The sequence below is a fragment of the Pseudoalteromonas sp. SCSIO_11900 genome, assembly GCF_000576475.1.
GTDB classification, from domain to species: domain Bacteria; phylum Pseudomonadota; class Gammaproteobacteria; order Enterobacterales; family Alteromonadaceae; genus Pseudoalteromonas; species Pseudoalteromonas tetraodonis.
On sequence record NZ_KK070023.1, the window covers coordinates 2,352,755 to 2,366,744 of the forward strand.

Annotated in this window: 14 protein-coding genes; 10 read left to right on the top strand and 4 right to left on the bottom strand. The window is 40.2% G+C overall.

The window, feature by feature from the left end:
* Positions 1 to 56: 56 nt before the first annotated feature.
* Positions 57 to 563: a DUF2062 domain-containing protein gene (locus BG00_RS10940; protein WP_013465022.1), complete on the bottom strand. Its 507-nt coding sequence runs from the start codon at positions 561 to 563 to the stop codon at positions 57 to 59.
* Here BG00_RS10940 and BG00_RS10945 point away from each other — a divergent pair.
* From BG00_RS10945 to tcdA, 7 genes are read left to right on the top strand one after another with little or no spacing between them, the layout of a single operon-like run.
* Complete coding sequence (locus BG00_RS10945; protein WP_036982580.1) at positions 543 to 2,810, top strand: DNA internalization-related competence protein ComEC/Rec2; 2,268 nt, start codon at positions 543 to 545, stop codon at positions 2,808 to 2,810. The genes BG00_RS10940 and BG00_RS10945 overlap by 21 nt on opposite strands.
* 60 nt (positions 2,811 to 2,870) lie before the next feature.
* Positions 2,871 to 4,616 (top strand): lipid A export permease/ATP-binding protein MsbA, encoded by a 1,746-nt coding sequence (gene msbA, locus BG00_RS10950; RefSeq protein ID WP_036982581.1) that lies wholly within the window; start codon positions 2,871 to 2,873, stop codon positions 4,614 to 4,616.
* Positions 4,613 to 5,593, top strand: coding sequence for a tetraacyldisaccharide 4'-kinase (lpxK, locus tag BG00_RS10955; protein ID WP_036982582.1), 981 nt, complete (start codon positions 4,613 to 4,615; stop codon positions 5,591 to 5,593). The genes msbA and lpxK overlap by 4 nt, the downstream gene beginning before the upstream one ends.
* Positions 5,583 to 5,780 (top strand): Trm112 family protein, encoded by a 198-nt coding sequence (locus BG00_RS10960; protein WP_008112074.1) that lies wholly within the window; start codon positions 5,583 to 5,585, stop codon positions 5,778 to 5,780. Before lpxK ends, BG00_RS10960 begins: the two co-directional genes overlap by 11 nt.
* Positions 5,768 to 6,532, top strand: a complete 765-nt coding sequence (gene kdsB / locus BG00_RS10965; RefSeq protein WP_036982583.1) for a 3-deoxy-manno-octulosonate cytidylyltransferase — start codon at positions 5,768 to 5,770, stop codon at positions 6,530 to 6,532. Before BG00_RS10960 ends, kdsB begins: the two co-directional genes overlap by 13 nt.
* Positions 6,525 to 7,205 (top strand): TIGR01621 family pseudouridine synthase, encoded by a 681-nt coding sequence (locus BG00_RS10970; protein WP_036982585.1) that lies wholly within the window; start codon positions 6,525 to 6,527, stop codon positions 7,203 to 7,205. Before kdsB ends, BG00_RS10970 begins: the two co-directional genes overlap by 8 nt.
* The gene (tcdA, locus tag BG00_RS10975; RefSeq protein WP_036982587.1) at positions 7,206 to 8,003 is read left to right on the top strand and encodes a tRNA cyclic N6-threonylcarbamoyladenosine(37) synthase TcdA; all 798 of its coding nucleotides are present in this window, start codon (positions 7,206 to 7,208) and stop codon (positions 8,001 to 8,003) included.
* 36 nt (positions 8,004 to 8,039) lie between these two features.
* Here tcdA and BG00_RS10980 read toward each other — a convergent pair whose 3' ends face one another.
* The 3 genes from BG00_RS10980 to BG00_RS10990 form a co-directional block, all read right to left on the bottom strand.
* Positions 8,040 to 8,456, bottom strand: a complete 417-nt coding sequence (locus BG00_RS10980) for a SufE family protein (protein ID WP_036982589.1) — start codon at positions 8,454 to 8,456, stop codon at positions 8,040 to 8,042.
* A gap of 12 nt (positions 8,457 to 8,468) precedes the next feature.
* On the bottom strand, positions 8,469 to 9,695 hold the full coding sequence (locus BG00_RS10985) for an aminotransferase class V-fold PLP-dependent enzyme (protein ID WP_036982591.1): 1,227 nt from the start codon (positions 9,693 to 9,695) through the stop codon (positions 8,469 to 8,471).
* A 111-nt stretch (positions 9,696 to 9,806) separates the two neighbouring features.
* Complete coding sequence (locus BG00_RS10990; RefSeq protein WP_036982594.1) at positions 9,807 to 11,093, bottom strand: citrate synthase; 1,287 nt, start codon at positions 11,091 to 11,093, stop codon at positions 9,807 to 9,809.
* 406 nt (positions 11,094 to 11,499) lie between these two features.
* Between BG00_RS10990 and sdhC the strand changes: the two genes are divergently transcribed.
* The 3 genes from sdhC to sdhA are packed head-to-tail and all read left to right on the top strand — an operon-like array spanning position 11,500 to position 13,988.
* Positions 11,500 to 11,877 carry a succinate dehydrogenase, cytochrome b556 subunit gene (gene sdhC / locus BG00_RS10995; protein ID WP_076916082.1) on the top strand — a complete coding sequence of 126 codons (378 nt, stop codon included), beginning with the start codon at positions 11,500 to 11,502 and terminating at the stop codon, positions 11,875 to 11,877.
* Positions 11,868 to 12,215 carry a succinate dehydrogenase, hydrophobic membrane anchor protein gene (gene sdhD / locus BG00_RS11000; RefSeq protein WP_013465012.1) on the top strand — a complete coding sequence of 116 codons (348 nt, stop codon included), beginning with the start codon at positions 11,868 to 11,870 and terminating at the stop codon, positions 12,213 to 12,215. Before sdhC ends, sdhD begins: the two co-directional genes overlap by 10 nt.
* On the top strand, positions 12,216 to 13,988 hold the full coding sequence (sdhA, locus tag BG00_RS11005; RefSeq protein ID WP_036982597.1) for a succinate dehydrogenase flavoprotein subunit: 1,773 nt from the start codon (positions 12,216 to 12,218) through the stop codon (positions 13,986 to 13,988).
* Positions 13,989 to 13,990: the final 2 nt, after the last annotated feature.

Sequence of the window (13,990 nt, forward strand, 5' to 3'; positions counted from 1 at the left end):
TTGTTAAGTTGGGTTTTTTTTGTCTATAGTAATGTAAGCATTTAAGGGAAGAGAGGCTAATTATTTCTCATTCCCCATGCCCGCCTTACAGAGCGGCGCCAAATTAGATCTATTCCAAAGTAGCCAATAACACTGGCGATAGAGGCGCATACCAAAGAACCGACTAAGAATGCAGGGCCAATTGTCGTTAAGCTTTCTATAAACCATGCCCAACTGGCTTCGAACGCAAAGTGTTGTTCAGGTTGATTAAGTACTAATGTACCAACAAGGTAGGAGCCGTAAAAAATTGGCGGCATAGTCAGTGGATTAGTGATCCATACTAGCGCAACAGAAATGGGTAAATTAACTCTCAAAATTATCGCTGCGGCAGCCGCGAGCACCATTTGAAAAGGAACAGGGATGAAAGCAAAAAAGAGCCCAACAGCAAAAGCACCTCGTGCCGAACGTCTATTTAAATGCCAAAGGTTAGCATCATGTAAAAGACGGCCAAATATTCTTAGCGATTTGTGATGTCTAATTTTATTTGGATCGGGTAAAAACCGTTGGATCGTTTTTTTAGCCATTTAAAGCAACCATTTACTTCTGTGTGGATGAGTCTTGGGTTTGTTATCGGAGTTGTTGTTACCGTATTTTATTACCAAACCCTTGAATTTACAGTTATCACAATTTCAATCCTCATTGTGAGCACGTATTTTAAGCCGTTTTTAACTGTATTGTTAGGCTTTATTTGCGGTATTTGCTGTGTAGCAGCACATTTTATCTTGTTTTATTCATTTGAATTACCTGATCAGCACGAAAAATATGCTTATTCAGTCAATGCTGTTGTCGAAGAGGTTATTTCTTCAACACCTCCACAATACGTAAAAGTAAAAATAACCCGTTTGGAAGATAGCGAATATAGTCAGTTTAGAGCACCTAAAGCCTTATTAAGTATTAATTCAACACAACCTATTCAGCCAGGTGATGCTTTTACTGCTCAAGTTAGGTTAAAAAATTTTAGGGGGATTAAAAATTTTACTGTGTTCGACAGTCAACTCTATGCCTTTACACAAAAAATAGCGTTTAAAGGCACAGTATTAAATAAGCAGTTAGCGATTTACAACCGCCAACAAAATAATCATATCGCGGCTTATCGGACTTATGTCAAAAAGCTCGTAAGTAGTGCTGAACTTAATTGGTTATATTACGTGCTCTTAACCGGAGACAAGTCGTTAATGACCTTTGAGCATAAACAATTAATGCAAAGTCTTGGGTTAAGTCATTTACTGGCTATTTCTGGATTGCATATCTCTTTGGTTTTCGGCTTTTGTTATTTTGCAGTGCGCTGTTTTCTTAAGTTGATTAAGCCTGAACTAAATCAATCATTAAATATTGCTATGTTTTATAGCGCTGCTGGCTTTGTTGCCGCTTTTATTTATGTTTACTTGAGTGATTTTATTATTTCGGCAACCCGCGCCTTAATTATGTTGGGTTGTTATTTGTTGCTTTATTATTTAGCGAAGCAATCGCTTAGATGGCGAAGTATTTTATATGCGTTGGTTATTATTCTAGCAGTTAATCCATTTAGTTTGCTTAATCCTGGCCTGTATTTTTCTTTTTTAGCGGTATGTATTATTTTTATGGTTTTAAAACAGTTTCCGCTGCTAGGTCATTCATTGTTAGCCAATATTCGCACTCTTTTTGTTATTCAACTGGGATTATTTATTGGCTTATTACCGCTGTCATTATATTTTTTTAATGGCGTGAGTTTAGCAGGTTTAGTTTTAAATCTTGTCGCTATTCCCATTTTATCTTTTGTATTAATGCCTGCTTTATTTTTAAGTGTGTTGCTAGGGTTATTAACCGACTGGCATGCGTTTATTGTGTTATATGATTTTCCACTGACCTATATTTATCAAATGTTGCTGGCAATACCGCAGCACATACGTTGGCTTAATGTTGGTCAGGTAAGTATAACCACTGTGGTGCTGCTTTATAGTGTCGTTCCTTTACTTTATTTTATTAAGCTTCGCGTACTGGCGTGTATTCCGCTTTTGACTTTACTGTCTAATTATTATTTTACGCAATCTAGCCTTTGGCAGTTGAACGTATTTGATGTAGGCCATGGCCTAATGGTGTTGATAAAAAAAGACAAACATGCGTTTATTTATGATTTTGGCCCGAGTTACTTTAATCGCTTTAGTCGTGTGCCTAGTGTATTGCTACCCTATATTGACGCCCATAATTTAACGGTAAGTACCGCGATTGTTAGTCATCAAGATAACGATCATGCCGGAGGTGTTGCGCATTTTAAAGCGGCCGGTTATGCATGGAGTTTTGATTATTTTCATCCAAATGGTGTATATAACGACTGTGTAGCAACAACACTCGATTTTAATGGGTTGAGTATTCAAACCTTTGCTAAAGAGGAATTTAATAATAGTAATGATAATTCCTGTATCGTTAAAATCTCAGCGGCAAACTATAGTGTGCTACTTAGCGGTGACATATCAAAAACGCGAGAGTCGCAATTAATTAAAAAGAAAGATGATTTACAAAGTACCGTTTTGATAAGCCCACACCACGGCAGTGACAGCTCCTCGAGTGACGAGTTTATTAAGGCAGTAAACCCAACGATTGTGATTCATTCAAGTGCCTATCAAGGTCAGTGGCAATTTCCAAGTAAAGCGGTAGTTGAGCGTTACAATAAAATAAACGCCAAACAATATAGCACCGGTGATGTAGGACAAGTTAGGGTTGATTTTTATGCTAAGCACCTTGAGCTTACTACAGCGAGGGCGCAGGAAAGTTATTGGTTTATCAAAGATTGACGTTTTGTTTTGCTGTTGCTAAGGATACAATAGAGGCTGTCAGTGGTTTTAGAGAGTGTTATGGATCAAAGTACTACACAAATTTATAAACGGCTTGTTTCTTACGTTGGTGCTTATAAGTCGGTTGCCATCGTCGCAATTATTGGAATGATAGGTTATTCAGGTATGGATGCATTATTCATCCAACTGATGAAGCCGTTTATTGATGAAGGTTTAAATGAGCGTAATAGTCAGGTACTTACTTATGCGCCATTTGTGGTTATTGCGTTGGTGATTGGGCGTGGCGTATTTAATTTTATGTCATCGTACTGTTTAAGCTATGTTGGTTCGCAGGTAGTGCGTGCGCTTCGCCAAGAACTATTTGAGCATATATTACATTTGCCGGTATCGTTTCATGATAAAAACTCAAGTGGCGACCTTATTTCAAAAATTACCTTTGATACAGAGCAAGTACAACAAGCGATTACCAAAGCACTGCTTATTGTAGTTCGTGAAGGCGCTTTTGTGGTGTTTTTACTTGCAGTTATGTTTTATACCAGCTGGCAATTATCGTTAATCTTTTTAGTTATTATTCCATTAGTGGCTATTATAGTGGCGGTGGTATCTAAACGTTTTCGTCATATATCTAAAAATATTCAGTCTGCGATGGGGCAAGTTACCCGCAGCTCAGAGCAAATGCTCAGTGGTCACAAAGTGATCCATGGCTTTGGTGGTCAAACTCAAGAAATCGATCAATTTTCTAAAATTAATAATCATAATCGCCAGCAACGTATCAAAATGGATGCGACTAAGGCGTTAAGTGTCTCTATCATTCAAATTTTAGCCGCCAGTGCAATGGCCGTTATTTTATGGGTGGTGTCTATGCCCTCAATGATAGACAGTATTAGCTCTGGGGATTTTGTAGTGCTCATTTCTTCGATGATGATGTTACTACGCCCGTTAAAACAGCTTGCCAATGTGAACAGCGATTTACAACGCGGTATTTCAGCTGCGCAGAGTGTATTTTTAGTGCTAGATGAAGAAATAGAAAAAGACACGGGCACCTTATCGGTTGATAAAGTTAAAGGTCATATTGAGGTAAAAAATGTCACCTTTAAATACCCAACCAAAGACGAGCCGGTATTAAATAATTTGTCTATGACCATTAAAGCGGGCGAGAGCATTGCGCTTGTTGGCCGCTCAGGCTCGGGTAAATCCACCATATCAAACTTATTACCTCGCTATTATGATTTAGAAACGCCCAGTGAAATATTACTGGATGGTATTGCTTTAAATGAATATAAGCTCACCGATTTACGTCGTCAATTTGCTTTAGTATCGCAGCAAGTAGTGCTTTTTAATGACACGATTGCAAATAATATTTGTTATGGCCTCCAACGCGATGTATCGATGGAAGAGCTTCATACTGTGGCTAAACAAGCTCATGTGTGGGAGTTTGTTAAAGATTTACCGGAGCAACTTAACACTATGGTTGGTGAAAATGGGGTGATGCTTTCAGGTGGTCAACGTCAACGTATCGCGATTGCTCGCGCAATATTAAAAGATGCACCAATTTTAATTTTAGATGAAGCGACCTCGGCGCTCGATACTGAATCAGAAAAACTTATTCAACATGCCCTCGATACATTAATGAAAGACAAAACGTCTATTGTAATTGCGCATAGGTTATCGACTATAGAAAATAGTGACCGCATTTATGTAATAGACAGCGGTCAAGTTATTGAAAGTGGTACCCATACAGACTTACTTGCTAACGATGGCACTTATTCTGCGTTATGCAAAATGCAGTTTGGTGAGCAAGGGTGAGTAAAATAGAGCAAAGCTGGTATAAACCTTTTAGCTTAATTACGTTATTGCTATTACCACTGTCCGCTATTTTTGGCTGTATTTCTTTGCTGCGTAGATATTGCTATAAGTTCGGCATTTTTAAATCGTTTATCAGCAAAACACCGGTTATTGTGGTTGGTAATATAAGCGTTGGCGGTAATGGTAAAACCCCATTTGTATTATGGCTGCATGATCACTTAATCGCCCAAGGTTTATCCGTTGGTTTAATTAGTCGCGGCTATGGTGGGAAAGCAGCTCATTACCCATTATTAGTGACTGCTAATACGACTACTTTAGAGGCTGGTGATGAGCCGGTGCTTTTATTTAACCGTTTACAGTGCCCATTAGTGGTTGGCCCTAATAGGCAACACAATATAGAAAAGCTCAACGCAAACTTTAAGCTTGATGTGATCATTTCTGATGATGGCATGCAGCATTACAAAATGGCACGCAGCATAGAATGTTGTATTGTTGATAGCGAAAGAAAATTTGGTAATGGTTTGCTAATGCCCGCAGGGCCACTGCGCGAAACCGTCTCTCGATTAAAGAGCGTAGACCTAGTAATTGAAAATGGCTCTGAGGATGAGTTTAGTTATCGCTTGCAGCCATCGGTTATTAAACGCGTTGCCGATAACACGGATATAGCGACGCCTTTAAAGGCTGCGCATGCGGTGAGTGCTATTGGTAACCCAGGTCGTTTTGAGGCTTCACTGCAAGCACAAGGTATTAAATTACTGTCTACACATCATTTTCGCGATCATTATGCTTATAGCGCTGATGATTTCGCTCAATTTGGCGATGACTGTGTATTAATGACAGAAAAAGATGCGGTTAAATGCCGTGATTTTGCAAAGCCTAATTGGTATTACCTGCCTGTTGATGCTCAACCAACAGCGGCGGTAATAAACACATTAAATTTACTATTAAAAGAAAAAGGGATCCATCATGGCCTTTGATACGAAGTTACTCGAAATTATTGCTTGCCCCGTGTGTAAAGGTAAGTTGCGCTTTGATAAAGAAAACCAAGAGCTGATCAGTACAGCTGCAAAGCTTGCTTACCCGGTACGCGATGATATTCCGGTATTACTTGAAAATGAAGCCCGAGAATTGTCTCTTGAAGAGGTAGAAAAGTGGAATTCGTAGTTGTTATTCCTGCGCGTTACGCTTCTACTCGTTTGCCAGGTAAACCACTTGCTGATATTTGTGGCAAGCCAATGATCCAACATGTCTATGAAAAAGCGTGTTTGTCGGGAGCGAGTAAAGTGGTTATAGCCACCGATCATCAAAAAGTATTTGATGCGGCTAAACACTTTACCAATGATGTATTGATGACTCGAGAAGATCATCAATCAGGGACTGAACGGTTAGCAGAAGTCGTTGATTTACTTGATTTATCAGATGATACTATCGTGGTTAATGTGCAGGGCGATGAACCGTTATTATCCCCTGATAACGTGTCACAAGTGGCTATATTATTAGCGCAATCAACCGCGCCAATGGCAACCCTCAGTGTTGCCATTGAAGAGCGTGATGAGGTGTTTAACCCTAATGCGGTTAAAGTGGTCAGCGATATCAATAAAAATGCCTTATATTTTTCAAGAGCCAGCATTCCATTTGATAGAAGCGCCATGATGGCAGAGCAGCAACCACTTAACTTAGCGCCTTTTCAACGCCATGTGGGTATTTACGCGTATCGCGCTGGCTTTATAAAGCAATATATTCAATTATCGGTATCACCATTAGAAGTCTTAGAATCACTAGAGCAGCTAAGGGTGCTTTACCATGGCTATGCGATTAAAATAGAGCAAGCGGTGGTGACCCCTCATGCTGGGGTTGATACACCAGAGGATTTAGCTAAAGTCGTTGCGCATATTCAAAGTAAAGCGCGTGAATAAAGCAGATACGCCTGTGTTAGAGGTGCAATACACACACGATGATTTTTATATTATAACTAAACCTGCAGGGCTTAATTTTCATTCAGAAGAAAGCCCTGGTTTTGTGTTTCTTGCTGAGCAACAACTAAACGAAAAATTGTTTGCGGTTCACCGTCTAGACAAAGTGACTTCAGGGCTGATCATATTAGCGCGGCATAAAGACGCTGCGGCAAAGTTTACCCAGATGTTTACTGAGCATACTATTAATAAATTTTATTTAGCTGTAAGTGATTCTAAGCCTAAAAAAAAGCAAGGTTGGGTTAAAGGAGACATGGCGAAGTCACGTCGGGGTACTTTTAAACTATTAAACTCGCAAATAAATCCCGCAATTACGCGGTTTTATTCATTTAGTTTTAAAAGTGGTTTTAGAGCTTACCTATTAAAACCCTATTCGGGTAAAACCCATCAGCTCAGAGTTGCTTTAAAGAGTTTGGGAGCCCCCATAATGGGTGATGCGAGTTATGCAGGCAGCCCTGCAGAGCGTACCTATTTACATGCATTTGCGCTGGATTTTTTATGGAAAGGGCAAAAAATACAACATACCCTGTTGCCAGAATCTGGTGAAGAGTATGCGCAATTGATAAAACATCAAGATTTTAATTCTTGGCAAACGCCGTGGAAACTGGATTGGTAAATGAGTGAACAAGTAACTGATATCCGCTTTGGTGGTATTAAACGACTGTATGGTCAACAGCAATTTGAGTGGTTACAGCAAGCACATTTTTGTGTTGTGGGTATTGGTGGTGTAGGCAGTTGGACTGCTGAAGCACTAGCGCGTACCGGCGTAGGTAAAATCACCTTAATTGATTTAGATGATATTTGTGCAACTAATGTAAATCGTCAAATTCATGCCTTAACAGGCACAATAGGGGAAGCTAAAGTTGATGCGATGAAAACTCGCTGCAAGCTTATAAACCCAGAGTGTGTGGTGAATGTGATTGATGACTTTATTAGCCTTGATAATATTCAAGAACATATTCAAGGTTTTGATTATGTAATAGATTGTATTGATGCGGTTAAAGAAAAAGCGGCGTTAATAGCTCACTGTAAACGTAATAAAATGCCTATAATTACAACTGGCGGTGCAGGTGGTCAAACCGATCCGAGTCAAATTACCTTTGGCGATGTGGCAAAAACCACTCAAGATCCATTACTTGCAAAAGTGCGTTACATTTTGCGTAAACAATATAATTTTAGTTCAAACCCAAAACGTAAATTTAATATTGACTGTGTATATTCCACTGAACAGCTTGTTTACCCAGGTAGTGACGGCAATGTGTGTCATGCGAAGCAAAATGCTGATGGCAGTATGAACATGGATTGTAATAATGGTTTTGGCTCAGTGACGATGATCACCGGTAGTTTTGGTTTTTTTGTTGCCGCTAAAGCGGTTCAAAAATACTTAGACAAGCGTGCGCGTCTAAATACTTAGATAAAGTGTTTTGGTTTAATAGTATTTAAAAAGCGCTTAAAGCGCTTTTTGTTTGGCCATGGTTTGTATTGTTTCAACCATGGCTTTTACTCCATTGCCCCTTGACGCACTCAAATGACTGATTAAGCCAAGTTTTTCAAATTCATCATAAGCATTTACTGCTAACACTTCTTCGGGTGTTAAACCGTTATACAGGGCTAAAATTAACGCCAATAAGCCTTTTACTATGCGAGTATCAGAGTCTCCAATTACAACCAGTGCATTCTCGGTTAGGTCAAACTCGACAAACATCCATACTTTACTCTCACAGCCTGGCACTAACGCATCATCTGTTTTTAATATATCGGCTAAAGGTGGCAGCGTTTTACCGAGTAACATAATTTCACGGTACTTTTGTTGCCAGTTACTACTGCTTTGAATACTTTTAGTTACGAGTTGATATGTGTGTGTCATTATTTATCCAAATTAGTCTAATAAAGCAATGCATTCTTTGAGTGCGGCAATAAATTGGTCTACATCTTTAGTCGTATTATAAAAAGCAAAACTCGCTCTCAATGAGCCATTTAGGTTTAAATGACTCATTAAAGGTTGGGTACAATGATGACCATTTCGTACAGCAACACCATAGCCGTCAAGTAAAGTTGACAGATCATAAGGATGTTCATTTTTATAATTAAAGCAAAGTGTACCAATATTCGATTTGAGGTCGCTGTAGATAATAATACCGTCTATTTTGCTCAATGCGTTCGCTGCATAAATAAACAACTGCTGTTCATAGTGCTGTAATGTTTGCAGATCAAGCGCCATTAAATACTCAAGTGCAGCGCCAAAACCTAAAACACCGGCTATATTTGGCGTTCCTGCTTCAAATTTAGCCGGTGCATTACGATAAGTACTGTGCGTTAAGGTTACTTTTTCAATCATTTCACCGCCTGTTTGATAAGGCGATAGTGCATTAAGGGCTGTATAACGGCCATATAAACCGCCTAGCCCTGTTGGCCCCACCATTTTATGAGCAGAAAACACGTAAAAATCACAATCGAGCTTTTTTAAATTCGGTCTTAAATGCAGCGCCCCTTGTGCGCCATCGACTAAGGTTAGCGCGCCTACCGCCTTCGCTGAGGCTATTAAGGGGACTAAATCAGTAATATTGCCTAGCGCATTAGAAGCGTGAGTAATAGCCAGTAGTGCAGGGTCGGTGCGCTTAATCACTTCACAACACTGTGCTATATCAAACGTAGCATCTGCGTTAAGTGGTAAAGTTTTTAATGTTGCCCCGGTTTGCGCTGCCAGTTCTTGCCACGGCACGATATTAGCGTGGTGTTCGATTGGGCTAATTAAAATAGTGTCAGCAGCTGTTAATGTATTTCTTAAGCCATGAGCAACTAAGTTAATCGCTTCAGTGGCACCTTTGGTCCAGACAATTTCGCTACTGGTTACCTGAAAATAATCGGCAACGCGTTGACGTACTTGCTCATAAGCCGCTGTAGCTTGCTCACTCAGCGTATGACGTCCACGGTGAACATTTGCATTCTGTGAGGTGTAAAACTGTGACGTAGCGTCAATCACGCATTGTGGTTTTTGTGTTGTTGCAGCTGAGTCTAAATAAACAAGAGGGTAGCCATTAATTGTCTGATTTAGGGTAGGGAAATCATTACGGATTGTTTTAGGATCAAACGAGGACACAGACATAGGCTCATAAAGTTAATCAAGTGGGCAGGAATTGTAATCTGTTTAAGATAATTCTCAAGTAGCAGTTAATAAAAAAGGCCGCAGAGGCGGCCTTTTAAACTAACTTAATGCTTAGCGCTTGTCAGTTGCTTTATAATCACGGTGTGTTTTACCTGTGTAAAGCTGACGTGGACGGCTGATCTTGTGGCCAGGTTGAGAAAGCATCTCGTCCCAGTGTGAGATCCAACCTACAGTACGTGCCATTGCAAAGATTACAGTGAACATGCTGGTAGGGATGCCGATTGCTTTTAAGATAATACCTGAGTAGAAATCTACGTTAGGGTAAAGTTTCTTCTCAACAAAGTACGGGTCTTCAAGTGCAATTTGCTCTAGTTTCATTGCGATATCAAGCAATGGATCTTGAATGTTTAGCTCTGCTAACACTTCATGACATGTTTGACGCATTACTGTTGCACGAGGATCGAAGTTTTTGTAAACACGGTGTCCAAAGCCCATAAGACGGAACGGGTCCGCTTTATCTTTAGCTTTTGCTACGTATTCGTCAATGCGATCAACTGAGCCAATTTCTTCTAACATGTTTAAACATGCTTCGTTAGCACCGCCGTGAGCAGGGCCCCAAAGTGATGCAATACCCGCAGCAATACATGCATAAGGGTTAGCACCAGAAGAACCTGCTAAACGTACTGTAGAGGTTGATGCGTTTTGCTCATGGTCCGCATGAAGCATGAAGATTTTATCCATTGCTTTAGCTGTGACAGGGTTTACTTTGTATTCTTCAGCAGGCACAGAGAACATCATGTGTAAGAAGTTTTCTGCATAGCTTAAGTCATTGCGTGGGTATACAAATGGTTGACCGATGTTTGTTTTGTACGCCATTGCTGCAATTGTTGGTAACTTAGCAACTAATTTAATAGCGCTTGTTTTACGTTGAACTGCATCAGTGATATCCAGATCTTCATGGTAGAAAGAAGATAAAGCACCAACCACACCACATAGCATCGCCATAGGGTGAGCGTCAAAACGGAAACCTTGGAAGAAGTTTGCGATTTTTTCATCTAGCATAGTGCTACGAGTGATTTTTGTAGCGAAATCATCGTATTGCTCTTTAGTTGGTAACTCACCATTTAATAGCAAGTAGCATAACTCAACGTAGTTAGAGCTTTCTGCTAACTGTTCGATTGGGTAACCACGGTGTAATAAAACACCCTTGCCACCATCGATGTAAGTGATGGTAGATTCACAAGAACCAGTCGACATGAAACCTGGGTCATAAGTAAAGTGACCATGTGAGCCGAGTGTACGTACGTCAATTACATCTTGGCCAGCAGTACCTTGATAAATTGGAAGTTCGATTGGATCTAGCCCATCAATATGGACCGTGGCTTTCTTATCTGCCATCTATGTATCTCCTATTAAGATAACTATTCTGATTTTTATATTCTAAAATCTATTCTAAGCACATCCCTACATTTTAACGTGAAAGAGGGGTATAAAGTCAATTTTTATAAGTATTATGCACATATGTATAATAAATATTCGGTATAGATTGAATATTATACCATTGGCTAATTCGCAAACGATTCAAAGTAAACAAGAATTGTAAAAGAGTCTCCGGCTATATATACTAATGGAGGTTTTTAACCAATTTGTATTTGGGTAAACTTTTTTTTACATAATAATTTTCATAAAAAGTGAACTTTATTAGTATCAATACGTTTATTTTGATAGTTCCACCAGAAACATTTGGTGGGTTTTAGAAAAACAAGTAGATGAGCCCCACTGTGGGCAAGATGGGCAAGTAACTGTGAAAAAGCAAAGACCTGTAAATCTAGATCTAACAACTATATCTATGCCGGCAACGGCTAAAGCTTCAATTTTTCACCGCGTCACCGGTGTTGCATTATTTTTTGCTTTAACGTTTGTCATTTGGGCTTGGTCAGAGTCTCTTTCTTCAGCTGAAGGTTTTGAATTCGTCAAGAGTCTGTTTAACGGATTCATTGCCAAATTTATAGCTTGGGGCACCCTTTCTGTATTGGGTTATCATCTTATCGGTGGTATCCGTCACATTATTATGGATATGGGGCATTGGGAAGAACTTGAATCAGGCAATACTAGCGCTAAAATTGCGATGGCACTTGGCGTTGTGTTTGCTGTATTGGCAGGGGTGTGGATATGGTCTTAAATCAAGCAACTCTTAAACGTGATGGCGTACAAGATTTTGTATCTCTACGCACAACGGCATTAATAATCAGCGCGTATGCAATCTTTATTATTGGCTATTTTTTAGCAATGCCAGAAGTCACATATGAAGCCTGGACAGGCCTATTCTCAAACCTAGCAATGAAAGGGGCAACGTTAATCACCCTAGTTTGCATTATGGTTCATACCCGTATCGGCCTTTGGCAGGTTCTTACCGACTATGTAAAGAACGCTAAATTGCGTGCTTTTTTAGGCTTTGTACTAAACCTAATGGCTGTTGCTTACGTAGCTGTGGGTTTAATCGTTTTATGGGGTGTTTAAGTGAAATATTCTGTTCGTGAATTTGACGCCGTAGTAATTGGTGCCGGTGGTGCAGGTATGCGCGCTGCTCTTGCTATTACTGAATCTGGCAAAACATGTGCGCTAATCTCTAAAGTTTTCCCGACACGCTCACACACTGTATCTGCTCAAGGCGGTATTACAGTCGCGTTAGGTAACTCGCATGAAGATAACTGGGAATGGCATATGTATGATACCGTTAAAGGTTCCGATTTTATCGGTGACCAAGACGCTATCGAATACATGTGTCAAACTGGCCCAGAAGCTATTACTGAATTAGAAAACATGGGCTTACCATTTTCGCGTTTTGAAAATGGCCGTGTTTACCAACGTCCTTTCGGTGGTCAATCGAAAAACTTTGGTGGTGAACAGGCTGCGCGTACTGCAGCAGCAGCTGACCGTACGGGTCATGCATTATTACACCTTCTTTATCAACAAAACGTTAAAAACAAAACCAATGTATTCTCAGAATGGTATGCACTTGATTTAGTTAAAAACGATAATGGCGATGTAGTAGGCTGTACAGCGATTGAAATTGAAACAGGTGAAATCACCTTCTTCAAATCAAAAGCAGTTGTGTTAGCGACAGGTGGTGCAGGTCGTATTTTCGCATCAACAACCAATGCTCACATTAATACCGGCGACGGTGTTGGTATGGCTGCACGTGCTGGTATTTCTATGCAAGACATGGAAATGTGGCAGTTCCACCCGACAGGTATAGCTGGCGCTGGTACGCTAGTAACTGAAGGTTGTCGTGGTGAAGGTGGTTATCTTTTAAATAAAGATGGCGAACGCTTCATGGAACGTTACGCACCAAATGCTAAAGATTTAGCGTCTCGTGACGTTGTTGCTCGTTCAATGATGACAGAAATTCGTGAAGGTCGTGGTTGTGATGGTCCTTGGGGTCCTCACCTCAAGTTGAAACTTGACCACTTAGGTGAAGAAACGCTTAACTTACGTCTTCCAGGTGTATGTGATCTTGCTAAAACATTTGCTCACGTTGACCCTGCAAAAGAACCGATTCCAGTTATCCCAACATGTCACTACATGATGGGTGGTGTGCCAACAAACGTAAATGGTCAAGTACTTAACATCGATGCTGCTGGCAACGAAAAAGTAGTACAAGGTTTATTTGCTGTTGGTGAGATCGCCTGTGTATCTGTACATGGTGCTAACCGCTTAGGTGGTAACTCATTACTTGATTTAGTTGTATTTGGCCGTGCAGCAGGTAACTTCTTAGGTGAATACCTAAATGACGTTGAAATTTCTAAAGCGGCTTCAGAGTCTGACCTAGAAGCGTCTCTTGCGCGCTTTAACCGTTGGGAAAACTCAACAACTGGTCAAGGCGAAGACCCAGTTCAAATCAAGAAAGACCTACAACAATGTATGCAGCTTAACTTCTCGGTATTCCGTGAAGGTGATTCAATGGCTACAGGTCTTACTGAACTTAAAGAAATCCGTGAACGTTTACAGCACGCGCGTCTTGATGACAAATCATCAGATTTTAACACCATGCGTATTGAATGTTTAGAACTAGACAACTTAATGGAAACAGCTTACTCAACTGCAGTAGCTGCAAACTTCCGTACTGAAAGCCGTGGCGCACACTCTCGCTTTGACTTCCCAGATCGTGATGACGAAAACTGGTTATGTCACTCAATATTTAATCCGGTAACGGATGAAATGAGCAAGCGTAAAGTAAACTACGAGCCTAAAACACGTGAAGCTTTCCCACCTAAAGCACGTACCTACTAGGA